Source organism: Xanthomonas sp. LF02-5 (assembly GCF_034105325.1).
Taxonomy (GTDB): Bacteria; Pseudomonadota; Gammaproteobacteria; order Xanthomonadales; family Xanthomonadaceae; genus Xanthomonas_A; species Xanthomonas_A sontii.
In genome coordinates this window covers 290,899-311,256 of the sequence record NZ_JAXGGF010000001.1, presented here as the reverse complement: position 1 = coordinate 311,256, position 20,358 = coordinate 290,899, and the positions used below count along the sequence as shown (strand labels likewise).

The window sequence follows — 20,358 nt, the reverse complement described above, 5'->3', positions numbered from 1 at the left end:
ATTTCCGATTCCCGGCTTCACAGCGTCTGCTCCAGGATGCGCCAGCACAGGCCGGCGAAATCCACGCCCAGCTGCGCCGCGGCCTTGGGCACCAGCGAGTGGCTGGTCATGCCCGGGGCGGTGTTGACCTCGATCAGCTGCAGGCCGCGCACGCGGTCGCGCATCACGTCCACGCGACCCCAGCCGCTGCAGCCGGCGGCGGCGAAGGCCTGCAGCGCCAGTTGGCGGATCTCGGTCTCGTCCTCGCCGTCCATGCCCGGGCACAGATACTGGGTGTCCTCGGCGATGTACTTGGCGTGGTAGTCGTACCAGTCGCCGGCGGGGACGATGCGGATCGACGGCAGGGCGACGTCGCCGAGGACGCCGACGGTGTATTCCTCGCCCTGCACCATCTGCTCCATCAGCAGTTCGCCGCGGTAGTCGGCAGCGAAGGCGCGCACCGGCGCCAGGTCGGCCTCGGACAGCACGCGGAACACGCCGACGCTGGAGCCTTCGCAGGCCGGCTTGACGAACAGCGGGTAGCCCAGCGCGGCGGCGGCCGCGGCCAGGTCGGCCTGGGCGTCGATGCGGGCGAAGCCCGGGGTCGGCAGGCCGGCGGCGATCCACACCTGCTTGGTGCGGATCTTGTCCAGGGTCAGCGCGCTGCCGAGCACGTCGGGGCCGGTGAACGGCACCTGCAACGCACGCAGCAGCCCCTGCAGCACGCCGTTCTCGCCGTCGCCGCCGTGCAGGATGTTGAACACGCGATCGACTTCGCCGGCGCGGATGCGCTCGAGCAAGGCGGGAATGCCGTCCACCGGCTGCGCGTCGACGCCGCGGCTGCGCAGCGCCTCGAGCACGTTGGCGCCGGAGTTCAGCGACACCTCGCGTTCGCTGGACGTGCCGCCGAGCAGCACGGCGACGCGGCCGAACGCGGCCGGGTCGGTGACGCGCGGCGGCGGCAGGGTCTGCGCGCTCATGCGTCGGCTCCGCCGGCGAAGCCGTGCTGGGCGATGTGCTGGGCGACGTAGCCGATGTCGCCCGCGCCCATCATCAGCAGCAGGTCGCCGTCCTGCAGCACGTCCGGCAGCACGCTGTCGAGTTCGCCGACCTGGCCGACCACCACCGGTTCGCTGCGGCCGCGCGCGCGGATCGCGCGCGCCAGCGAGCGTGCGTCTGCGCCCGGGATCGGCGCCTCGCCGGCCGGGTAGACCTCGCTGAGCACCAGCGCGTCCACTTCCGACAGCACCGCGGCGAAGGCGTCGAACTGGTCGCGGGTGCGGCTGTAGCGATGCGGCTGGAACGCGACTACCAGGCGCTTGTCCGGCCAGCCGCCGCGGGCGGCGGCGAACACCGCGGCCAGCTCGCGCGGGTGGTGGCCGTAGTCGTCGACCACGCGCACGCGCGCGCCGCCGGCGGTGGTCACTTCGCCCAGGTCGTTGAAGCGGCGGCCGATGCCGGCGAAGCTCTGCAACGCGCTGGCGATCGCCTCCGGCGCCACGCCCAGTTGCCAGCCGATGGCGGCGGCGGCCAGCGCGTTGAGCACGTTGTGCCGGCCCGGCAGCGCCAGGGTCACAGGGATGCTGCTGCCCTCCGGCAGGCGCAGAGTGAAGCGCATGCGCGGGCCGTCCTGGACCACGTCCTCGGCGCGCACGTCGGCGTTCTCGCTGAGGCCGTAGCTCATCACATGGCGCGGCGTCTTCGCCGCCAGCGCGGCCACTTCCGGATCGTCGATGCACAGCACCGCCAGGCCGTAGAACGGCAGGCGCTGCAGGAACTCGGCGAACGCGGCCTGGACCCGGGCGAAGTCGTTGCCGTAGTTCTCCAGGTGATCGGCATCGATGTTGGTGATGACCGAGATCAGCGGGTTCAGGCGCAGGAAGCTGCCGTCGCTCTCGTCGGCCTCGGCCACCAGCCACTGGCCGCCACCGAGCTTGGCGTTGGCGCCGGCGGCGAGCAGTTGCCCGCCGATCACGAAGGTCGGGTCCAGCCCGCCTTCGCTGAGCACCGCCGCGGCCAGGCTGGTGGTGGTGGTCTTGCCGTGGGTGCCGGCCACCGCGATGCCGCGGCGGAAGCGCATCAGCTCGGCGAGCATCGCCGCGCGCGGCATGATCGGAATGCGCTGGCTGCGCGCTTCCATCAGTTCCGGGTTGTCCTCGCGGATCGCGCTGGACACCACCACGCAGTCGGTACCGAGCACATTGGCCGCCGAGTGCCCGCGCATCACCCGCGCACCGAGCTTGACCAGGCGCCGGGTCGCCGCGTTGTCGGCGTTGTCCGAACCGGAGACCTCATAGCCCAGGGTCAGCATGACCTCGGCGATACCGCTCATGCCGGTGCCGCCGATGCCGACGAAGTGCACGCGCGGAAACGCACGGACCAGATCGCCGGTGTCGTGGAGGCGGCGGATCATTGGGCACCTCCGGTGGAGGTGCCGGGATTGGGGATTCGGGATTGGGGATTCGTGTCGCTGGCGGTCGGTTGCCGCAGCGCTGCACGTTGTACGGGTGTCTGCATGGTGTCCTGCTTGTGCTCCTGCTTTTTGCCAATCCCCAATCCCGAATCCCGACTCCCGGCTTCTTCGAGCACGATGTCCGCAATCCGCTCGGCCGCATCCGGCTTGGCCAGCTGGCGCGCGGCCTCGGCCATGGCCAGGCGCTGCGCGGGCTGCGCCAGCAGGTCGCGCAGCACGCGATGCAGGTGGCCGGCCAGGGCGTCGTCCTGCTTCAGCAGCACGGCGGCGCCGCGCTCGACCAGGTATTCGGCGTTGCGGGTCTGGTGGTCGTCGACGGCGGCGGCGAACGGCACCAGCACGCTGCCGATGCCGACCGCGCACAGTTCGGCCAGGGTCGAGGCGCCGGCGCGGCACACCACCAGGTCGGCCCAGGCATAGGCGGCGGCCATGTCGCCGATGAAGGCTTCAACGCTGGCTTCGACGCCGGCGTCGGCGTAGGCGCGCGCGGCTTCCTCGCGCAGCGCTTCGCCGCACTGGTGGCGCACTTCCACGGTCACGCCGAGCGCGGCCAGCGCCTGCGGCAGCGCCTGGTTGAGTACGCGCGCGCCCTGGCTGCCGCCCAGCACCAGCAGCCGCGGCGCGCCGTGGCGCCCCGCCAGGCGCTGCGCCGGCGGCGCCAGCGCAGCGATCTCGGCACGCACCGGGTTGCCCACCGCTTCCTCGCGCGTGGCGAAGCTGCCGGGGAAGCCGGTCAGCACGCGCCGCGCGACCCGCGCCAGCACCTTGTTGGTCAGGCCCGGCGCGCGGTTCTGTTCGTGCACCAGCAGCGGCAGCTTGAGCAGGCGCGCGGCCAGGCCGCCGGGACCGGCCGCGAAGCCGCCGAAGCTGATCACCGCACGCGGCGCCCGCCGGCGCAGCACGAAGCCGGCGGCGCGCACCGCACGCATCACCCGCACCGGCGCGCCGAACAGGGCCAGCGCGCCCTTGCCGCGCAGCCCACCGATCTCGATGGTGTCCAGCTCGATGCCGTGTTCCGGCACCAGCCGCGTTTCCATGCGCCCGGCCGCGCCCAGCCACACCACCGGCACGCCGCGCGCGCGGAGCACCTTGGCCACGGCCAGCGCGGGGAAGATGTGCCCGCCGGTGCCGCCGGCGAGGATCATCACCGGACGATCGCCCTGCACCGCGCTCATCCGAGCCTCCCGAAGGTGGGTTCGACGCGCGGCTGCATGCGGCTGGTGCCGCGCCCCGGGGCGCCGCCCTGGATCGCCGCGGCGACCGCGCTGGCGCTGGCCTCGCGCGCGGCGTGAAGGTCCTCGGCGTTGTCCACGGTCTGCTTGACCGGCATCGCCGCGTCGCTGCGCACCAGCGCCACCTGGCGCTCGGCGCGGTTGAGTTCGTAGGACACGCGCAGCAGCAGCCCCATCGCCACGCAGGTCATCAGCACGCTGGAACCACCGGCGGAGATCAGCGGCAGGGTCAGGCCCTTGGTCGGCAGGATGCCCAGGTTCACGCCGACCGAGACGAAGCTCTGCAGGCTGATCCACAGGCCGATGCCGAAGGCGATGTAGCCGGAGAAGTGGCGCTTCATTTCCACGCAACGCATGCCCAGCCAGAACGCGCGGCCGACCAGCAGCGCGTACAGCGAGATGATCAGGCACACGCCGACGAAGCCCAGTTCCTCGGCGATGACCGAGAAGATGAAGTCGGTGTGCGCTTCCGGCAGGTAGTTGAGCTTCTGCACCGAGCCGCCCAGGCCGACCCCGAACAGTTCGCCGCGGCCCACCGCCATCAGCGCGTTGGACAGCTGGTAGCCGGAACCGAGCTGGTCGGCCCACGGATCGAGGAAGGAGGTGATGCGGCGCAGGCGGTACGGCTCGAGGATCGCGATGAAGGCGAACACCGGCAGGCCGATCACGATCGGCATCGACATGCGCGGCAGATTCACCCCGCCCAGCACCAGCATGCCGGCGGTGATCGCCAGCAGCAGCGTGGAGGAACCGAAGTCCGGCTGCAGCAGCAGCAGGCCGACCAGCGCCACCGCCACACCCAGCGGCTTGAGCATCGCCGGCCAGGTCGCGTTGACCTCGTCGCGGAAACGCACCAGGTAGCTGGACAGCCACACGATGTACAGCACCTTCACCGCTTCCACGGTCTGGAAACGCGAGATGCCCAGGTTGATCCAGCGCCGCGCGCCGTTGACGGTGCTGCCCAGCCCGGGCACGAACACCACCAGCAGCAGGCCGAAGCAGGCCAGCAGCAGCAACTGGTTGTACTGCTCGATGTTCTTCAGCTCGGTGCGCATCGCCCAGATCGCCAGGCCGACACCGCCGGCCAGGAACATCAGGTGACGGCTCAGGTAGTAGAACGGGCTGGTGGTCAGCTCGATCGAGCTGGAGCCGACCATCACCACCCCCAGCGACGCCAGCGCCACCGCGGCGCCGAGCAGCCACGGGTCGTAGCGGCCACCGATGGCCTCCAGGCGGGTCGCTTGGCGGGCGGTGTCGTTCATCAGCGCACCTTCAACGTGGCCAGGCCGACCAGCACCAGCACCACCGAAATGATCCAGAAGCGCACGATCACCCGCGGCTCCGGCCAGCCCTTCAGCTCGAAGTGGTGGTGGATCGGCGCCATGCGGAACACGCGCTTGCCGGTGAGCTTGAACGAGGCGACCTGGATCATCACCGACAGCGTCTCGATGACGAACACGCCGCCCATGATCACCAGCACCAGTTCCTGGCGCACGATCACCGCGATGGTGCCCAGCACCGCGCCCAGCGCCAGCGCGCCGATGTCGCCCATGAACACCATCGCCGGGTAGGTGTTGAACCACAGGAAGCCCAGGCCCGCGCCGGCGATCGCCGCGCAGATGATGATCAGCTCGCCGGCGCCGGGGATGGTCGGGATCTTCAGGTAGGCCGAGAACACCGCGTTGCCCGAGGCATAGGCGAACACGCCCAGCGCGCAAGCCACCAGCACGGTCGGCATGATCGCCAGGCCGTCCAGGCCGTCGGTCAGGTTGACCGCGTTGGAGAAGCCGACGATCCAGAAGTAGGCGATGGCCACGAAGCTGATCCCGGCCAGCGGCAGCGCGATCGACTTGAACATCGGGATGTAGAAGGTGATCGCCGCCGGCACGTCGGCGGTGTAGTACAGGAACAGGCCCGCGGCCAGGCCGAAGATCGACTGCAGCAGGTACTTCCAGCGCGACTTCAGCCCGTTCGGGTCGCGGCGCACGATCTTGATCCAGTCGTCGTACCAGCCGATCACGCCGAACGCCAGCATCACCGCCAGCACCAGCCACACGTAGCGGTTGCGCAGGTCGCCCCACAGCAGCACCGACAGCAGCACGGTGAGCAGGATCAGCGAGCCGCCCATGGTCGGAGTGCCGGCCTTGGAGAAGTGGGTCTGCGGGCCGTCCTGGCGGATCGGCTGGCCGCCCTTGAACTGCGCCAGCTTGCGGATCACTGCCGGGCCCAGCCACAGCGACAGGAACAGCGAGGTCAGCGCCGCGAGGATGCCGCGGAAGGTCAGATAGCCGAACAGCCCGAACATGCTTTCGAGCTGCTGCAGCCAGCGGGCGAGTTCAAGCAGCATGCGGCGCCTCCTGTGCCTGGTTCAGCAGCGCACGCACCACGGTGTCCATGGCGCTGCCGCGCGAGCCCTTGACGAGGAGCGTGGCCGGGGCCCGGGACCCGGGACCCGGGACCCGCGGGAGCGCGCCGTCGGACGGCGCGCCGGTGTTCTCATGCATCTGCGTCACTTCCTGCTCTTGATCCTGCTGTTCCCGGGTCCCGGCGACTGCGGCCAGATCGCGCTGCAGCGCCTCGATCAGCGCCGCATGGCTGTCGAAGACGCGGCCGTTCTCGCCGAACGCCTGCGCAGCGTGGGCGCTGAGCGGGCCGAGCGCGTACAGCCGGGTCAGCCCGGCATCGCGCGCGCGGCGCCCGCCGCTGGCATGCAGCGCCTCGGCGCCGGCGCCGAGTTCGCGCATGTCGCCCAGCACCAGCCAGCGCTCGCCGCCGGCTGCGGCCAGGGCGTCGATCGCCGCGGCCAGCGAGCCGGGGTTGGCGTTGTAGCTGTCGTCGATCAGCACCGCGCCGTTGGGCAGCGTGTGGGTGATCTGCCGGCCCGGCACCGGCTGCACCTGCGCCAGGCCGGCGGCGATGCGCGCCGGCGCCACGTCCAGTGCCAGCGCCAGCGCGGCGGCGGCCAGGGCGTTCTGCAGGTTGTGCCGACCCGGCAGCGGCAGCGTCGCCTCGACGTCGCCGCGCGGGGTGGTCAGCACGAACTGGGTGCGGTCGGCGGCCATGCGGATCTGCGCGGCACCGACCTCGGCGCCCGGCTGCAGGCCGAAGCGCAGCACCTGCGGCCGCGCCTCGCCGCTCGCCAGGCGCTGCTCGAACCACAGGCCGAAGGCGTCGTCGGCATTGATCACCGCGGTGCCGTCGGCCGGCAGCGCGGTGTAGATCGCGCCCTTGGTCTGCGCCACGCCGAGCAGGCTGCCCATGCGCTCCAGGTGCGCAGCGGCGATGTTGTTGACCAGCGACACCTGCGGCGGCGCAATGTCGGTGAGATAGGCGATGTCGCCCGGCTTGCCGGCGCCCATCTCGTAGATCGCGTAGTCGGCGTCGTCCGGCGCCTCGATCACCGCCAGCGGCAGGCCGATCTCGTTGTTGCGGTTGCCGGGATTGGCGTAGACGCTGCCGCCGTCGATGCGGCAGGCATGCTGCAGGATCGCCAGCAGCAGCGCCTTGACGCTGGTCTTGCCATTGCTGCCGGTGATCGCGGCTACGCGGGTGGCACGGCCACGCTGCATGCCGGCGGCGATCCGCGCCAGCGCCAGTTGGGTGTCGGCGACGACGATCTGCGGCAGTTCGATCTGCGGCTGCACGCGCTCCACCAGCAGCGCGCTGGCGCCGCGCGCGGCGGCGTCGGCGACGAAAGCGTGGCCATCGAAACGCTCGCCGCGCAGCGCCACGTACAGGCTGCCGGCGGCCAGGCTGCGGGTGTCGTGACTGATCGCATCGATCGCCACGTCGTCGCCGTGCAGCTCGGCGCCGGCCCAGTGCGCGATCATCGACAACGGCAGGCGCTTCATCGGGCCGCCTCCGTCGCGTGCGCGCGCAGGGCCTGCGCGGCGACCTCGGTGTCGTCGAACGGATGGCGCACGCCGGCGATCTCCTGGTACGGCTCGTGGCCCTTGCCGGCGATCAGCACGATGTCCTCGGCGCCGGCGTCGGCGACCGCCATGGCGATCGCCTGCGCGCGGTCGCGCTGCACCTGCACCGCCTGCATGCCGTCGAAGCCGGCCACGATGTCGGCGACGATGCGGTCGCCGTCCTCGCCACGCGGGTTGTCGTCGGTGACCACCACGCGCTCGGCCAGGCGCTGGGCGATCGCCGCCATCTGCGGGCGCTTGCCGGTGTCGCGCTCGCCGCCGCAGCCGAACACGCAGGTGATGCGGCCCTGTGCGTGCGCGCGCAGGCTCTGCAGCGCCTGTTCCAGCGCGTCGGGCGTATGCGCGTAGTCGACCACCACCAGCGGCTGCGCACCATCGCCGCCGAGCCGGTTCATGCGCCCGCGGATCGGCTGCAGCTGCGCCAGGGTGGCGGCGATGCGCACCGGCGCCACGTCCAGCGCGTGCAGCGCGCCGGCCACGGCCAGCAGGTTGTCGACGTTGAAACGGCCCAGCAACGGCGACTGCAGCGGATGCCGCTCCTCACCGATCGCCAGGGTGAAGCCGATGCCGCGCGCGTCCAGGCGCAGCGCCTCGGCGCGCACCTCGGCGCCGTCCTGGCCGCGCGAACTGACCGCGATGCGGCGCAGCGCCGGATCCAGCGTGTCCAGCAGCTCGCGGCCGAACGCATCGTCCAGGTTGACCACCGCCGACTTCAGCCCCGGCGTGGCGAACAGGCGCGCCTTGGCCGCGCCGTAGCTCGCCATGTCGCCGTGGTAGTCGAGATGGTCGCGGGTGAGATTGGTGAACACCGCCACGTCGAAATGCACCGCGTCCACGCGGCCCTGGTCGAGCGCGTGCGAGCTGACTTCCATCGCCACCGCCTGCGCGCCGGCGTCGCGCAGCTGCGCCAGCAGCGCGTGCAGCGGCAGCACCAGCGGCGTGGTGAAGCCGGTCGGCTGCACCTGCCCGTACAGGCCGGCGCCGAGCGTGCCGATGCTGCCGCTGCGCGTGCCCAGCAGGTGCCAGGCCTGCGAAAGCAGTTGCACGGTGGAGGTCTTGCCGTTGGTGCCGGTGACCCCGACCATGGTCATGGTCTGCGACGGATGGCCGTGGAACTGGTCGGCCATCGCGCCCATGCGCGCGCGCAGGCCCGGCACCGCGATCGCGTCGGCCGGCGCCGGCAGTTCGGCCGGGGCCGGCGGGTCGTACAGCACCGCGACCGCACCGTTGGCGCGCGCCTGCTCGACGAAGCCCAGGCCATGCGCGCCGAAGCCGGCGATCGCCACGAAGGCATCGCCCGGGCGCACCGCGCGACTGTCCATGACCAGCCCGGACACCTGCACGTCGTGCGCCAGCGCCACGCCGGGCAACAGTTGCGACAGCGACATCGCGCGGGTCACTGGCGGGTCTCCTGCAGCGGAGCCGGCAACGCGGCCGGCGCCGGCGGCGCCACCGCGCGCGCGCTGGGCAGCGCGGCATCGACTTCGGCGGCGGCGTCGGGCACGGTCGCCGGATCCGGCTCCACCGGCGCCGGCGGCGGCGCGTGGCCGCTCTTGCCGGCGGCCTGCGCGGCCAGCCACGACTGGATGTCGTCCGGCGGCACGTCCATCAGCCGCAGCGCGCCTTCCATCACGTTGTGGAACACCGGCGCCGAGACCAGGCCGCCGTAGTACTTGGCGCCCTGCGGGTCGTTGATGACGATGACCGTGGCGAAGCGCGGGTTGCTCGCCGGCACCAGGCCCGCGAACAGCGCGTTGTAGTGGCCGCGCTCGTAGCCGCCGGGGCCGGCCTTGCGCGCCGTGCCGGTCTTGCCGGCGACGTGGTAGCCCAGGATCGCCGCGCCCTTGGCGCCGCCCTGGGTGACCACCGTCTCCATCATCGCCACCACTTCCTTGGAGATCGCCGGGTCCAGCACCTGCTTGCTGTCCTCGTGCTGGCCCTTGACGAAGGTCGGCGTGACCAGGCGCCCGCCGTTGCCCAGCGCGCAATAGGCGCGGGCGATCTGCAGCGGCGTCACCGACAGGCCGTAGCCGTAGGACATGGTGGTCTTGGACGAACCGCTCCAGCGCGCCGGCGACGGGAACACGCCGGCCGATTCGCCGGGAAAGCCGCTGTGCGGGGAACTGCCGTAGCCGTAGCTGTGGACCTGGTCGTAGAAGGTCTGGTCCGGCAGCTTGGCCGCGATCTTGGCCGCGCCGATGTTGGAGCTGCGGGTGATCACCCCGGTCACGGTCAGCACGCCGTTGTTGCGCGGCACGTCCTTGATGGTGAAGCGGCCCACCGACATGTAGCCGGGGTTGGTATCGATCAGCGTGTCCTTGGTCACCACCCCGGCCTTGAGCGCGGTGGAGATGGTCAGCGGCTTCATCGTCGAGCCCGGCTCGACCAGATCGGTGACCGCGCGGTTGCGGCGCACGTCCGGGTTGACCCCGTTGACCGCATTGGGGTTGTAGGTCGGCAGGTTGACCATGGCCAGGATCTCGCCGGTGGCCACGTCCATGATCACGATCGAGCCGCCGGCGGCCTTGTTCTCGACCAGCGCGTTGCGCAGTTCCTTGTAGGCCAGGAACTGGATGCGGCGGTCGATGCTCAGGGTCAGGTCCTTGCCCGGCTGCGCCGGCTTGACCAGGTCGATGCTCTCGACGATCGCGCCCTTGCGGTCGCGGATCACCCGCTTGGCGCCCGGCTTGCCGCGCAGCCACGAATCGAACGCCAGCTCCAGCCCTTCCTGGCCACGGTCGTCGATGTTGGTGAAGCCCAGCACATGCGCCATCGCTTCGCCCTGCGGGTAGAAGCGGCGGAATTCGCGCTGCGAGAACACGCCGGGGATGCCCAGCGCGACCACCGCATGCGCCTTGTCCGGATTGATCCGGCGCTTGAGGTACATGAACTCCTTGTCCGCCTTCTGCGACAGCTTGGCGGTGAGTTCGTCGACCGGCAGCTCCAGCGCCTGCGCCAGCTGCGGGATGCGGTCCGGGCTGCGCAGCAGTTCCTGCGGATTGACCCAGATCGACTCCACCGGCGTGGACACCGCCAGCGGCTCGCCGTTGCGGTCGGTGATCATGCCGCGCGAGGTGGCGATCGGCAGCTCGCGCAGGTAGCGCGCCTCGCCCTGGCGCTGGTAGAAATCGCTGTTGATCAGCTGCACGTAGGCCGCGCGGCCGATCAGGGTCACCGAGCACAGGCCCAGCGCGGCGCCGACCAGCACCAGGCGGCCGCGCAGGTTGAAGTTGCTGCGGGGGCGATTGCGGCCGCTCTTGTTCACGGACGCACCACCACGATGTCGCCGGTCTCGGGGAACTTCATCCCCAACCTCTCGCGCGCGACCTGGTCGACGCGGTTGCTCTCGGCCCAGGTCGCCTGCTCCAGCTGCAGCCGGCCGAACTCGATGTTCAGCTCGTCGCGGTTGTGTTCCAGCCGCGACAGCTCCACGAACAACTGGCGATGGCGATGGCGCATGTACACCACCCCGATCGCCGAAGCGATGGTGCAGGCGAGCAGCACGATCAGCAGAAGCCGGCTCATGGGGCGCTCCTGTGGAGCGCGCCATGCGCCGGCGGGAATGGGGAAACGGGAATGGGGAATGGCGAAGAGCCGGTCGACCGCACACGGAAACCTTCCGTCCCGGGAAGCGCGCTCTTGCTTTCGCCTTTCCCGATTCCCGATTCCCGACTCCCGATTCCCAGCTTCTCCGCCACCCGCAACACCGCGCTGCGCGCGCGCGGGTTGACCGCCAGTTCGTCGGCGTCGGCCTTGATCGCGCCGCCGTGCAGGCGCAGGGTCGGCACGAAGGTGGTGGCCTCGGGCAGGCGGCGGTTGCTTGGCGGGGCCTTGGCGTGGCGCTGCATGAACTGCTTGACGATGCGGTCTTCCAGCGAGTGGAAGCTGATCACCGCCAGGCGGCCGCCGGGCTTGAGCCGGGCCAGCGCCGCGTCCAGGCCGGTTTCCAGATCGGCCAGTTCGCGATTGATGTGGATGCGGATGGCCTGGAAGCTGCGCGTAGCCGGATGGGTCTTGCTGTCGCCGCGCGGCATCACGCTGGCGATCAGCTCGGCCAGTTCGGCGGTGCGGGTCAGCGGCTGCTTCTCGCGGCGGGCGACGATGGCGCGGGCGATGCGCCGGCTCTGCCGCTCTTCGCCGTAGGTCCACAGCACGTCGGCGATCTCGCGCTCCTCGGCGCGCGCCAGCCACTGCGCGGCGCTCTCGCCAGCGTCCGGGTCCATGCGCATGTCCAGCGGGCCGTCCTTGCCGAAGGAGAAGCCGCGCGCGGCCACGTCCAGCTGCGGCGAGGACACGCCGAGGTCGAACAGCACGCCATCCAGGGCGGTGGCGGCGTCCCACTGGCCCAGCTCGGCGAAGCTGCCGCGATAGATGGACACGCGCGCGTCGCCGCCAAACGCATGTTCGGCTTCGGCGATCGCCTCGGGATCCTTGTCCATCACCAGCAGCCGGCCTCCTGGGCCGAGTTTGTGCAGCACCCCGCGCGCGTGTCCGCCACGCCCGAACGTGCCATCCAGATAGATTCCGTTTTCGATCACCTGCAGCCCGTCCAGGACCTGCGCGAACAACACCGGCACATGCGCCGCCGATGGTTGCGACACCGGGAGGTGACCGGCCTGCGCCTGTCCGCGCATCCGGACACCCCGACTCACAACTTCAGATCGAGCAATCCATCGCCCAGATCCTCGTCAGACAACGTCTGCTGGATCAGTGCGCGATGAGCCTGCTCGCTCCACAGTTCGAACTTGTCGCCCATGCCCAACAGCACGGCGCGCTTTTCAATGCCCACCGCGGCGCGATGGCTCGGCGGAATGGTGATGCGGGCGTTGGCATCGAGCTCCAGCGCGGCCGACGAACCCACCAGCTTCTGCTGCAGGACCCGCACCACGCGCTGGGTGTTGGGCTTGGCCATGACGTCGTCACGGACCCGCTCCCACTCCTTCTCCGCATACAGCCACAGGCAGCCGGCCTCGAACGGGTTGTAGGTCAGCACCAGCCGATTGCCGCTCACGCGCGCGACGAGGTCGCGGTACGCGGTGGGAACCGCCATACGCCCCTTGTCGTCCACAGTGATTGCGGTCTCGCCCTGAAACACGACGCCTGCACCTTTCCGAATCCGCCTGGGCGGTCATTGAACCACGAAAAACCACAAAAAACCCGGTTTCCCCTCAAGTGCCCACCTTAGCAGCGCGCAACGGGTTGTCAACAACTTTGCGAGCGGTAAATCGCTAGCGGGATCAATGGTTTGCAACGATCTTTAGAGACTTGTTCAAGGCTTATCCACAAGTTACTGTTTCGTCTCAAATTTTGAGATTGAACGGAAATTCAGGCCTGTGTACGCGGCGTTAAGGCGGTCGTCACCGGCCGTCGACATGGCGCCCGGGCTCGCGCCGCGTTGCGCAAGCGCGCACACTGGCGGGCATGTGTCTGGTCGTTCTCGCGCACGCTGCGCACCCGCGATGGCGCTTGCTGCTGGTCGGCAACCGCGACGAATTCCACGCCCGCCCGACCGCGCCACTGCAGCGCTGGCCAGCCCCGGCGCAGCGCCTGCTGGCCGGGCGCGACCTGCGCTCCGGCGGCACCTGGATGGGGCTGGACGCCGCCGGCCGCTGCGCCGTGGTCACCAACGTGCGCGACCCGCTGGCGTCGATGTCCGGCGCCTCGCGCGGCGCCCTGATCGCCGACTACCTGAGCGGCGAACAGCCGGCCGCGGCCTTCGCCGACGCGCTGGCGGCGCGCGCCGACACCTATCCGCCATTCAACCTGCTGCTGGCCGATGCCGCCGGCGCCGCCTACGTGGGCAACCACCCGCCCGGCCGCAGCGCCCTGGAACCTGGCGTGCACGGCATGTCCAACGGCGCGCTCGACGCGCCCTGGCCCAAGACCCTGCGCCTGCGCGCGGCCGTGACCGCCTGGATCGCCGCCGGCGACGACGACCTGGCGCCGCTGTGGCGGGCGCTGGCCGACGAGACCCTGGCCGACCCGGCCGACCTGCCCGACACCGGGGTCGGCCCGGACCTGGAACGGCGGCTGTCGCCGGCCTTCATCCGCGGCCACGACTACGGCACCCGCGCCAGCACCATCGTCGCGGTGGACGCCGCCGGCCATGGCTGGATCCACGAGCGCCGGTTCGGCCCGGACGGGGCGTTCATTGGGGAAACGCGGCTGGAAAACCGGGACCCAGGTGCGGGGACCGGTGACCCGGAAAAGCGATGATGATGCAGGGCGGCCGTGGCTGCTTTCGGCTGCATCGCCCGTCAGAGGTACGGCTTTGGCATTTGCGGGACCCGGGTCCCGTCTTAACATGCGACAATGCCCGCGGCGGAGCCGGCCAGACAGTCGCGTCATCCCATCGCATTTCGGTGCGGCGGGATGCCGAGGAAAGTCCGGGCTCCATAGGGCAAGGTGCCAGGTAACGCCTGGGCGGCGCGAGCCGACGGACTAGTGCAACAGAAAGATACCGCCTACGTCTGCGCAAGCAGGCCGGTAAGGGTGAAATGGTGCGGTAAGAGCGCACCGCGAGTCCGGTAACGGACCGGCACGGCAAACCCCACCTGGAGCAAGACCAAATAGGGACCTCATGGCGCGGCCCGCGTCGGGTCCGGGTAGGTTGCTTGAGCGTACCGGTGACGGTGCGCCTAGAAGAATGACTGTCCACGACAGAACCCGGCTTATCGGCCGGCTCCGCCACTTTTTCAGAACGCCGAAAACTCCAAACCTTCACTGAGGGCGCGGAGCGCCAGGCGTTCATGGGGCGCCCCCCCCCCCTTCTGGTCTCCGACCCGCTGCGAACAGGATCCTTCTTGCGAAAGTGCAATCATTGCACTATGTTCCGCACATGCCGACGATCGTCCGTTTCGCCAACAGCGTTGTCACGATGTATGCGGCCGACCATCTGCCGCCTCACTTCCATGTGCGTACCCGAGATGGTCGGGAAGCGCTGATCGTCATCGACACCCTGGCGGTTCTGTCCGGCCGCCTGAGCCGACGCGAATTGAGCGCCGCGCTTGAATGGGCCGCGGCGAACAAAGCCACCCTCATCGCCCGATGGCAGGAATTGAATCCATGAACCAACCTCAATTCGTCATTACCAAGGTGAAGTCAGTCGCGGCGCGCGAACTTGCACTGACCTTTGCCGACGGCTTCACTTGCACCGTCGACCTCAGCGAGGTCTTGGCCTCGCATCCTTCCCTGAAAAAGGCACGGCTGCCACACGTTTTCCATAAGGTCTCGCTCGACGAATGGCAGCGCGGCGTCATCTTCGACGGCAACGACGAGTTGGCGCTCGCCAGCGACAACCTGCGCGCACTCGCGATCGAGCAAGCCGGTGACTATTCCCACCAGCAGATCATCGCCTGGATGCATCGCCACGACATGACGTTGGATTCAGCCGCCGAAGCATTGGGCTTGAGCCGGCGCATGCTCGCCTACTACCGCAGCGGCGAAAAGCCCGTCCCCAAGAGCATTGGCTTGGCGATGCTGGGATGGGAGGCCGAACAGGCAGGGTTTGATTATTCGAAAGTCGCCTGAGAACGCAGTCGCCAAAGACGACTGGCCGGCGATCGCATTGCCGCAGGGCGTTATCGCCCCCTCAACCGCCGTAAAGCGCCTTGCGCGACGCACCGGTCAGTTCGGCGGCCAGCTTGGCGGCGGTGGACGGCGGCAGGTGCTCGCTGAGCTTGGCGTAGACGCGGCGACCCTCGGCCAGCTGCGCATCGGCGTCGTCGCCGGCGCCCTGCACCATCAGCACGAACTCGCCCTTGCGCTGGTTGTCGTCGGCCTCGACCCGGGCGTGCAGGTCGGCCAGGGTGCCGTCGAGCACGGTCTCGAACAGCTTGGTCAGTTCGCGCGCCATCACGGCCGGGCGGGCATCGCCGAAGGCGGCGCGGCAGTCGGCCAGGGACTCGGCGATGCGGTGCGAGGCTTCGTAGAACACCAGGGTGCGCGGCTCGCCGGCCAACCGCGCCAGGCGCTCGCGGCGCGCCGAGGCCTTGGCCGGCAGGAAGCCCTCGAAGGCGAAGCGGTCGCTGGGCAGGCCGGCCACGCTGAGCGCGGCGATCGCCGCGCAGGCGCCGGGCACCGGGCTGACCCGCACCCCGGCCGCGCGCGCCGCGCGCACCAGGCGGTAGCCGGGGTCGCTGACCAGCGGGGTGCCGGCGTCGCTGACCAGGGCCAGCGACTGGCCCTCCAGCAGGCGCGCGACGATGCGCTGGGACAACGCATCCTCGTTGTGTTCGTGCAGCGCCAGCAGCGGCCGCTCGATGCCGAAGTGAGCCAGCAGCTGGCCGCTGCGGCGGGTGTCCTCGGCGCAGATCGCCGCCACCGTGCGCAGCGTCTCCTGGGCGCGCGGCGTCAGGTCGGCGAGGTTGCCGATCGGCGTGGCGACGACGTGCAGGGTTCCGGGCTGGGCGCTCATCTACGTGCTTTCCATGGTCAAGGGTAGAATCGTAGCGGTTTTCCCCGGCGCGCCTGGCGTGCCCAGCCGAATGGACCAGAAATGAACAAGCGATTCGCAAGGATTTCCGCCCTGTCGCTGCTGGCGCTGCTCGTCGCCGGCTGCGCCACCACCAGCGTGACGCCGAGCGCTTCGCCGGCCCAATCGGCCGCGCTGGCGCTGCTGGATCAGGGCAAGCCGAAGGAAGCGGCGCAGCAGCTCGAGGCGCAGGCCGCCGGCGCCACCGGCAGCGCCCGCAACCAGTTGCTGGGCGACGCCGCCTTCGCCTGGTACGAGGCCGGCGATACCGCCCGTGCGCGCAGCCTGCTGGCGCAGGTGCAGCCGCGGCAGTTGCCTCCACTGAGCAAGGTGCGGGTGGCGCTGGTCGAGGCCGAGCTGGCCCTGGCCGACCGCCAGCCGGCCAAGGCGCTGCAGGCGCTGGGCAGCGATCCGCAGGCGGTGCCGCAGAACCTGCGCGCGCGCTGGCATCTGGCCCGTGCGCAGGCGCTGGAAGGCACCGGCGACGCCACCGCGGCGCTGGACGAACGCGCCCGCGCCGACAACGGCCTCAGCGGCCAGGCGCGCAGCGACAACCAGCGCGCCATCGTGCGCCAGCTGGCCACGCTCAACGACGCCACCCTGCAGGCGCTCGCCGCCGCGCTGCCGGCCGGCGACCCGCTGTACAACTTCGTCGGCCGCGCGCTGCTGAGCCGCGGTCTGGCGCTGCCGCGTCCGTTCGACCGCGGCGAGCAGTGGGGCTTCGACACCAGCAAGCGGCCGCCGGCCGAACGCGACGGCTATCGCCCGCCGGCCAAGCTGGCGGTGCTGCTGCCGCTGAGCGGCAGCCTGGCCACCGCTGCGGCGCCGGTGCGCGACGGTCTGCTTGCCGGCTACTACGGCGAGACCCGGCGGCGTCCTGCGATCGACTTCATCGACACCACCGGCACCCCGGCCGGTGCACTGGCCGCCTATCAGAAGGCGGTCGACGGCGGCGCCGATTTCGTGGTGGGCCCGCTCGGCCGCGACGAGGTCACCGCGCTGTTCGGGCGCGACGCGTTGCCGGTGCCGGTGCTGGCGCTGAACCGCGGCACCCACGCGCCGCCGGGCGGCAGCGCCGGCTTCTCGCTGGCGCCGGAAGACGACGGCATCGCCGCCGCCGAGTACCTGCTGGCGCACGAACGCCGCAATACGCTGGTGATCGGCAGCAACGACGACACCGGCCGCCGTGCGGTGGCCGCGTTCCGCGACCGCTTCAGCGAGCGCGGCGGCAAGGTCGCCGGCAGCGTCAGCGTGGCCGACACCCCGGGCGACATCGGCGCGCAGCTGCGCAACGCCGGCGCCGCCGATTCGGTGCTGCTGGCGGTCAAGGGCAATACCGCCCGCGCGCTGGCGCCGCAGCTGGCGCTGGCCGGTTTCGCCGGCAAGACCCGGGTGGCCACCTCGCAGCTGGTGCTGGGCACCGGCAAGCCCGAGGACGACCTGGTGCTGGACGGCATCGTCTACCCGAGCGAGCTGTGGAACGTGCGCGGCGTCGGCGGCCTGCCGGCGGCGACCAGCGTGGCCGACATGCTGCCGACCGCGCGCGGCCCGGCCGGGCGGCTGTTCGCGTTCGGCTACGACGCCTGGCAGATCACCGCGTACCTGGAGAAGCTGGCGACCGGCAAGGACAGCGGCCTGCGCGGCGCCACCGGCGTGCTGCACCTGGACGGCTTCGGCAACATCGTGCGCACCCCGGCCTGGTCCACCTTCAGCGGCGGGCGCCCGACCCCGCTGCCCGATGGAAACTGAGCGGCGCCGACGCGGCAATGCGGTGGAAGCGGCGGCGCGCGCCGAACTGGAGCGCGCCGGCCTGCGCCTGATCGCCGCCAACGTCGCCTTCCGCGGCGGCGAGCTGGACCTGGTGATGCAGCAGGCGCAAAGCCTGGTGTTCGTCGAAGTACGCTACCGGCGCAGCGCCGCGTTCGGCGGCGGCGCGGCCTCGGTCGATCTGCGCAAGCGCCGCCGCCTGCTGCTGGCGGCGCAGCTGTTCCTGGCCGCGCATCCGCAGTACGCCAACTGGCCGTGCCGCTTCGACGTGGTCGAGGCCGAGGGCGATCCGCCGCGGCTGACCTGGTTGCGCGACGCCTTCCGCGCCGAGGATTGCTGAGGTGCCCAGCGTCTTCACCCACGCCGCGGTGCCGCTGGCGCTGTGGGCCGCCGCCGATCGCGGGCGCATCTCCACGCGCCTGCTCGGCGCCGGCATCGTCGCGGCGATGCTGCCCGACGCCGACGTGCTCGGCTTCGCCCTGCACATCCCCTACGCCGACGCGTTCGGCCATCGCGGCGCCAGCCATTCGCTGCTGTTCGCCGCCGTGCTGGGCGCGCTCGGCGCGTTGCTGCACCGACCCTTGCGCGCCGGCGCGCTGCAGGCGGCCGTCTGGCTGTTCGTCTGCACCGCCTCGCATCCGCTGCTCGATGCGATGACCTCCGGCGGCCTCGGCGTGGCCCTGGGGTGGCCGTGGAGCGAACAGCGCTGGTTCGCGCCGTGGCGGCCGATCCGGGTCTCGCCGTTCGCCAACGGCTTCTTCAGTGCGCGCGGCATGGCCACGCTGCTGTCGGAACTGCGCTGGGTATGGCTGCCGCTGGCGCTGGCCGTGCTCACCTGGAAACTGCTGCAGCCGCCCTCGCCCTCCACTTCGTCGTCGCCACCTTCACCATGACCACCGCCCTGCCCACTGCGCTCACCGACACCCTTTCCGCCCTTCTCGGCCCGGAGGGCTGGCGCACCGACGCCGACAGCCGCCGCAGCTATGGCGAGGACGATTCGCGGCGCTGGGCCCTGGCCGATGCGGTGGCGCTGCCGCAGACCCGCGAGCAGGTGCAGGCGATCGTGCGCGCCTGCCTTGCGCACCGCGTGCCGCTGGTGGCGCGCGGCGCCGGCACCGGCACCGCCGGCGCCGCGGTACCGTTCTCCGGCGGCGTGGTGCTGTCGTTCGCACGCATGAACCGCATCGTGCAGTTGCGCCCGGCCGACCGCTGCGCGGTGGTCGAACCCGGCGTGCTCAACGGCGACCTGCAGCAGGCCCTGGCGCCGCACGGTCTGTTCTGGCCACCGGATCCGTCCAGCGCGGAGATCTGCAGCGTCGGCGGCAACCTGTCGACCAATGCCGGCGGACCGCGCGCGGTGAAGTACGGCGCCACCCGCGACAACGTGCTCGGCCTGGTCGCGGTGACCGGCAGCGGCGAGCTGATCCGCTGCGGCGGCGCCTACACCAAGGACGCCACCGGCTACGACCTGACCCATCTGCTGGTCGGCAGCGAAGGCACCCTGGCGCTGATCGTGGAAGCGACGCTGAAGCTGTCGCCGCGACCGCTGGCGCAGGCCGGCCTGCGCGCGCTGTACCGCGACGCTGCCGCCGCCGCTGCCGCGGTGTCGCGACTGATGGCGCAGCCGAGCACACCGACCATGCTCGAGTTCATGGACCGCAGCGCGATCGCGCTGCTGCGCCGCAACGGCAGCGACGTGCCCGAGGCCGGCGCGATGCTGCTGATCGAGGCCGACGGCGACCACGACACCCTGCCCTACACGCTGCAGGCGTTGGGCGCGGCGGCCGAGGGCGACGGCCTGCTGGCGCTGGACGTGGCCGCCGACGGCAGCGCGCGCGACCGCCTGTGGGCCGCGCGCCGCGCGCTGTCGCCGGCGCTGCGCACGATCCGCCCCGGCAAGATCAACGAAGACGTGGTGGTGCCGGTGTCGCGCATCCCTGAGCTGGTGGCCGGCGTGGAAGCGCTGGCCGCCGAGTTCGACCTGCCGATCGTGGCCTTCGGCCATGCCGGCAACGGCAACCTGCACGTCAACATCATGTACGCGCCCGACGACGACGGCGAAACCGCGCGCGCGCAGGCCGCCCTGCCGCGACTGTTCGCGCTGGTCCTGTCGCTGGAAGGCACGCTGTCCGGCGAACACGGCATCGGCGTGGCCAAGCGCGACTACATGGACCAGGCCTTCGATGCCGCCACCCTGGATGCGATGCGTGCGATCAAGCGTGCGCTGGATCCGGATGGGATCCTCAATCCGGGGAAGGTGTTGCCGGAGCGAGACTGAAGCTCGGGCGACTCGCGAGGCAGCCGCCGGGCCGTCGGATTGGCCATGGCGGCACCGGAAACCGACAGCGCGTGGCGTTCCGCGCTGCGATGGCGGGCGACCAGCCTGGCCGCGCCATACAACCACTACAAGCCGCGAGCGCCGGGAAGACAGCCCGCGTCCTGACTCTTACGCTGGCATCTCCCAGCGAGGATCCAGAAACCGCATGCAACCGCGCCTGGCAG

The 20,358-nt window shown here is 70.9% G+C and carries 19 protein-coding genes and 1 other RNA gene; 8 read left to right on the top strand and 12 right to left on the bottom strand.

What is annotated here, in order from left to right; genetic code table 11:
- Window positions 1–17 precede the first annotated feature (17 nt).
- Genes SLW52_RS01350 through mraZ form a run of 11 tightly spaced genes read right to left on the bottom strand, consistent with a single transcriptional unit; the run spans window position 18 to window position 12,711 of the window.
- Window positions 18–959: a D-alanine--D-alanine ligase gene (locus tag SLW52_RS01350; protein WP_267093497.1), complete on the bottom strand. Its 942-nt coding sequence runs from the start codon at window positions 957–959 to the stop codon at window positions 18–20.
- Window positions 956–2,392 (bottom strand): UDP-N-acetylmuramate--L-alanine ligase, encoded by a 1,437-nt coding sequence (murC, locus tag SLW52_RS01345; RefSeq protein WP_010340124.1) that lies wholly within the window; start codon window positions 2,390–2,392, stop codon window positions 956–958. The genes SLW52_RS01350 and murC overlap by 4 nt, the downstream gene beginning before the upstream one ends.
- Window positions 2,389–3,627 carry an undecaprenyldiphospho-muramoylpentapeptide beta-N-acetylglucosaminyltransferase gene (gene murG / locus SLW52_RS01340; RefSeq protein ID WP_320739596.1) on the bottom strand — a complete coding sequence of 413 codons (1,239 nt, stop codon included), beginning with the start codon at window positions 3,625–3,627 and terminating at the stop codon, window positions 2,389–2,391. Before murG ends, murC begins: the two co-directional genes overlap by 4 nt.
- Window positions 3,624–4,946 carry a putative lipid II flippase FtsW gene (gene ftsW / locus SLW52_RS01335; protein ID WP_320739598.1) on the bottom strand — a complete coding sequence of 441 codons (1,323 nt, stop codon included), beginning with the start codon at window positions 4,944–4,946 and terminating at the stop codon, window positions 3,624–3,626. The genes murG and ftsW overlap by 4 nt, the downstream gene beginning before the upstream one ends.
- Window positions 4,946–6,031 (bottom strand): phospho-N-acetylmuramoyl-pentapeptide-transferase, encoded by a 1,086-nt coding sequence (gene mraY / locus SLW52_RS01330; protein ID WP_010344435.1) that lies wholly within the window; start codon window positions 6,029–6,031, stop codon window positions 4,946–4,948. The genes ftsW and mraY overlap by 1 nt, the downstream gene beginning before the upstream one ends.
- Window positions 6,021–7,535, bottom strand: coding sequence for a UDP-N-acetylmuramoyl-tripeptide--D-alanyl-D-alanine ligase (murF, locus tag SLW52_RS01325; RefSeq protein WP_320739600.1), 1,515 nt, complete (start codon window positions 7,533–7,535; stop codon window positions 6,021–6,023). The genes mraY and murF overlap by 11 nt, the downstream gene beginning before the upstream one ends.
- Window positions 7,532–9,016, bottom strand: coding sequence for a UDP-N-acetylmuramoyl-L-alanyl-D-glutamate--2,6-diaminopimelate ligase (locus SLW52_RS01320; protein WP_320739601.1), 1,485 nt, complete (start codon window positions 9,014–9,016; stop codon window positions 7,532–7,534). The genes murF and SLW52_RS01320 overlap by 4 nt, the downstream gene beginning before the upstream one ends.
- Window positions 9,013–10,881: a penicillin-binding transpeptidase domain-containing protein gene (locus SLW52_RS01315; protein ID WP_043093186.1), complete on the bottom strand. Its 1,869-nt coding sequence runs from the start codon at window positions 10,879–10,881 to the stop codon at window positions 9,013–9,015. The genes SLW52_RS01320 and SLW52_RS01315 overlap by 4 nt, the downstream gene beginning before the upstream one ends.
- Complete coding sequence (gene ftsL / locus SLW52_RS01310) at window positions 10,878–11,141, bottom strand: cell division protein FtsL (protein WP_009576670.1); 264 nt, start codon at window positions 11,139–11,141, stop codon at window positions 10,878–10,880. The genes SLW52_RS01315 and ftsL overlap by 4 nt, the downstream gene beginning before the upstream one ends.
- Window positions 11,138–12,250 carry a 16S rRNA (cytosine(1402)-N(4))-methyltransferase RsmH gene (gene rsmH / locus SLW52_RS01305; RefSeq protein WP_320739603.1) on the bottom strand — a complete coding sequence of 371 codons (1,113 nt, stop codon included), beginning with the start codon at window positions 12,248–12,250 and terminating at the stop codon, window positions 11,138–11,140. Before rsmH ends, ftsL begins: the two co-directional genes overlap by 4 nt.
- 14 nt (window positions 12,251–12,264) lie before the next feature.
- Complete coding sequence (gene mraZ, locus SLW52_RS01300; RefSeq protein ID WP_026144304.1) at window positions 12,265–12,711, bottom strand: division/cell wall cluster transcriptional repressor MraZ; 447 nt, start codon at window positions 12,709–12,711, stop codon at window positions 12,265–12,267.
- 326 nt (window positions 12,712–13,037) lie between these two features.
- Between mraZ and SLW52_RS01295 the strand changes: the two genes are divergently transcribed.
- From SLW52_RS01295 to SLW52_RS01280, 4 genes are all read left to right on the top strand, one after another.
- Window positions 13,038–13,832 carry an NRDE family protein gene (locus SLW52_RS01295; RefSeq protein ID WP_320739604.1) on the top strand — a complete coding sequence of 265 codons (795 nt, stop codon included), beginning with the start codon at window positions 13,038–13,040 and terminating at the stop codon, window positions 13,830–13,832.
- A 107-nt stretch (window positions 13,833–13,939) separates the two neighbouring features.
- Window positions 13,940–14,306, top strand: an RNA gene (gene rnpB, locus SLW52_RS01290) — RNase P RNA component class A.
- Window positions 14,307–14,454: 148 nt separating this feature from the next.
- The gene (locus SLW52_RS01285) at window positions 14,455–14,685 is read left to right on the top strand and encodes a DUF4160 domain-containing protein (protein WP_017914496.1); all 231 of its coding nucleotides are present in this window, start codon (window positions 14,455–14,457) and stop codon (window positions 14,683–14,685) included.
- Window positions 14,682–15,146 (top strand): DUF2442 domain-containing protein, encoded by a 465-nt coding sequence (locus SLW52_RS01280; RefSeq protein WP_320739605.1) that lies wholly within the window; start codon window positions 14,682–14,684, stop codon window positions 15,144–15,146. The genes SLW52_RS01285 and SLW52_RS01280 overlap by 4 nt, the downstream gene beginning before the upstream one ends.
- A 61-nt stretch (window positions 15,147–15,207) precedes the next feature.
- Here SLW52_RS01280 and rsmI read toward each other — a convergent pair whose 3' ends face one another.
- Complete coding sequence (gene rsmI, locus SLW52_RS01275; RefSeq protein ID WP_320739606.1) at window positions 15,208–16,032, bottom strand: 16S rRNA (cytidine(1402)-2'-O)-methyltransferase; 825 nt, start codon at window positions 16,030–16,032, stop codon at window positions 15,208–15,210.
- 81 nt (window positions 16,033–16,113) lie between these two features.
- Here rsmI and SLW52_RS01270 point away from each other — a divergent pair, with 81 nt between their 5' ends.
- Genes SLW52_RS01270 through SLW52_RS01255 form a run of 4 tightly spaced genes read left to right on the top strand, consistent with a single transcriptional unit; the run spans window position 16,114 to window position 20,134 of the window.
- Window positions 16,114–17,838: a penicillin-binding protein activator gene (locus SLW52_RS01270; protein ID WP_320739607.1), complete on the top strand. Its 1,725-nt coding sequence runs from the start codon at window positions 16,114–16,116 to the stop codon at window positions 17,836–17,838.
- Entirely contained in the window at window positions 17,828–18,196 is a 369-nt protein-coding gene (locus SLW52_RS01265) for a YraN family protein (protein WP_026143653.1), read from the top strand. Before SLW52_RS01270 ends, SLW52_RS01265 begins: the two co-directional genes overlap by 11 nt.
- Before the next feature lies 1 nt (window position 18,197).
- Complete coding sequence (locus tag SLW52_RS01260; protein WP_320739608.1) at window positions 18,198–18,749, top strand: metal-dependent hydrolase; 552 nt, start codon at window positions 18,198–18,200, stop codon at window positions 18,747–18,749.
- Window positions 18,746–20,134, top strand: coding sequence for an FAD-linked oxidase C-terminal domain-containing protein (locus tag SLW52_RS01255; protein WP_320739610.1), 1,389 nt, complete (start codon window positions 18,746–18,748; stop codon window positions 20,132–20,134). The genes SLW52_RS01260 and SLW52_RS01255 overlap by 4 nt, the downstream gene beginning before the upstream one ends.
- Window positions 20,135–20,358: the final 224 nt, after the last annotated feature.

What these genes read in the sequence shown, in the direction of transcription:
- SLW52_RS01350 (WP_267093497.1), bottom strand. Translation starts at nt 959, where the DNA reads ATGAGCGCGCAGACCCTGCCGCCGCCGCGCGTCACCGACCCGGCCGCG.
- murC (WP_010340124.1), bottom strand. Translation starts at nt 2,392, where the DNA reads ATGATCCGCCGCCTCCACGACACCGGCGATCTGGTCCGTGCGTTTCCG.
- murG (WP_320739596.1), bottom strand. Translation starts at nt 3,627, where the DNA reads ATGAGCGCGGTGCAGGGCGATCGTCCGGTGATGATCCTCGCCGGCGGC.
- ftsW (WP_320739598.1), bottom strand. Translation starts at nt 4,946, where the DNA reads ATGAACGACACCGCCCGCCAAGCGACCCGCCTGGAGGCCATCGGTGGC.
- mraY (WP_010344435.1), bottom strand. Translation starts at nt 6,031, where the DNA reads ATGCTGCTTGAACTCGCCCGCTGGCTGCAGCAGCTCGAAAGCATGTTC.
- murF (WP_320739600.1), bottom strand. Translation starts at nt 7,535, where the DNA reads ATGAAGCGCCTGCCGTTGTCGATGATCGCGCACTGGGCCGGCGCCGAG.
- ftsL (WP_009576670.1), bottom strand. Translation starts at nt 11,141, where the DNA reads ATGAGCCGGCTTCTGCTGATCGTGCTGCTCGCCTGCACCATCGCTTCG.
- rsmH (WP_320739603.1), bottom strand. Translation starts at nt 12,250, where the DNA reads ATGCGCGGACAGGCGCAGGCCGGTCACCTCCCGGTGTCGCAACCATCG.
- SLW52_RS01295 (WP_320739604.1), top strand. Translation starts at nt 13,038, where the DNA reads ATGTGTCTGGTCGTTCTCGCGCACGCTGCGCACCCGCGATGGCGCTTG.
- SLW52_RS01285 (WP_017914496.1), top strand. Translation starts at nt 14,455, where the DNA reads ATGCCGACGATCGTCCGTTTCGCCAACAGCGTTGTCACGATGTATGCG.
- SLW52_RS01280 (WP_320739605.1), top strand. Translation starts at nt 14,682, where the DNA reads ATGAACCAACCTCAATTCGTCATTACCAAGGTGAAGTCAGTCGCGGCG.
- rsmI (WP_320739606.1), bottom strand. Translation starts at nt 16,032, where the DNA reads ATGAGCGCCCAGCCCGGAACCCTGCACGTCGTCGCCACGCCGATCGGC.
- SLW52_RS01270 (WP_320739607.1), top strand. Translation starts at nt 16,114, where the DNA reads ATGAACAAGCGATTCGCAAGGATTTCCGCCCTGTCGCTGCTGGCGCTG.
- SLW52_RS01265 (WP_026143653.1), top strand. Translation starts at nt 17,828, where the DNA reads ATGGAAACTGAGCGGCGCCGACGCGGCAATGCGGTGGAAGCGGCGGCG.
- SLW52_RS01255 (WP_320739610.1), top strand. Translation starts at nt 18,746, where the DNA reads ATGACCACCGCCCTGCCCACTGCGCTCACCGACACCCTTTCCGCCCTT.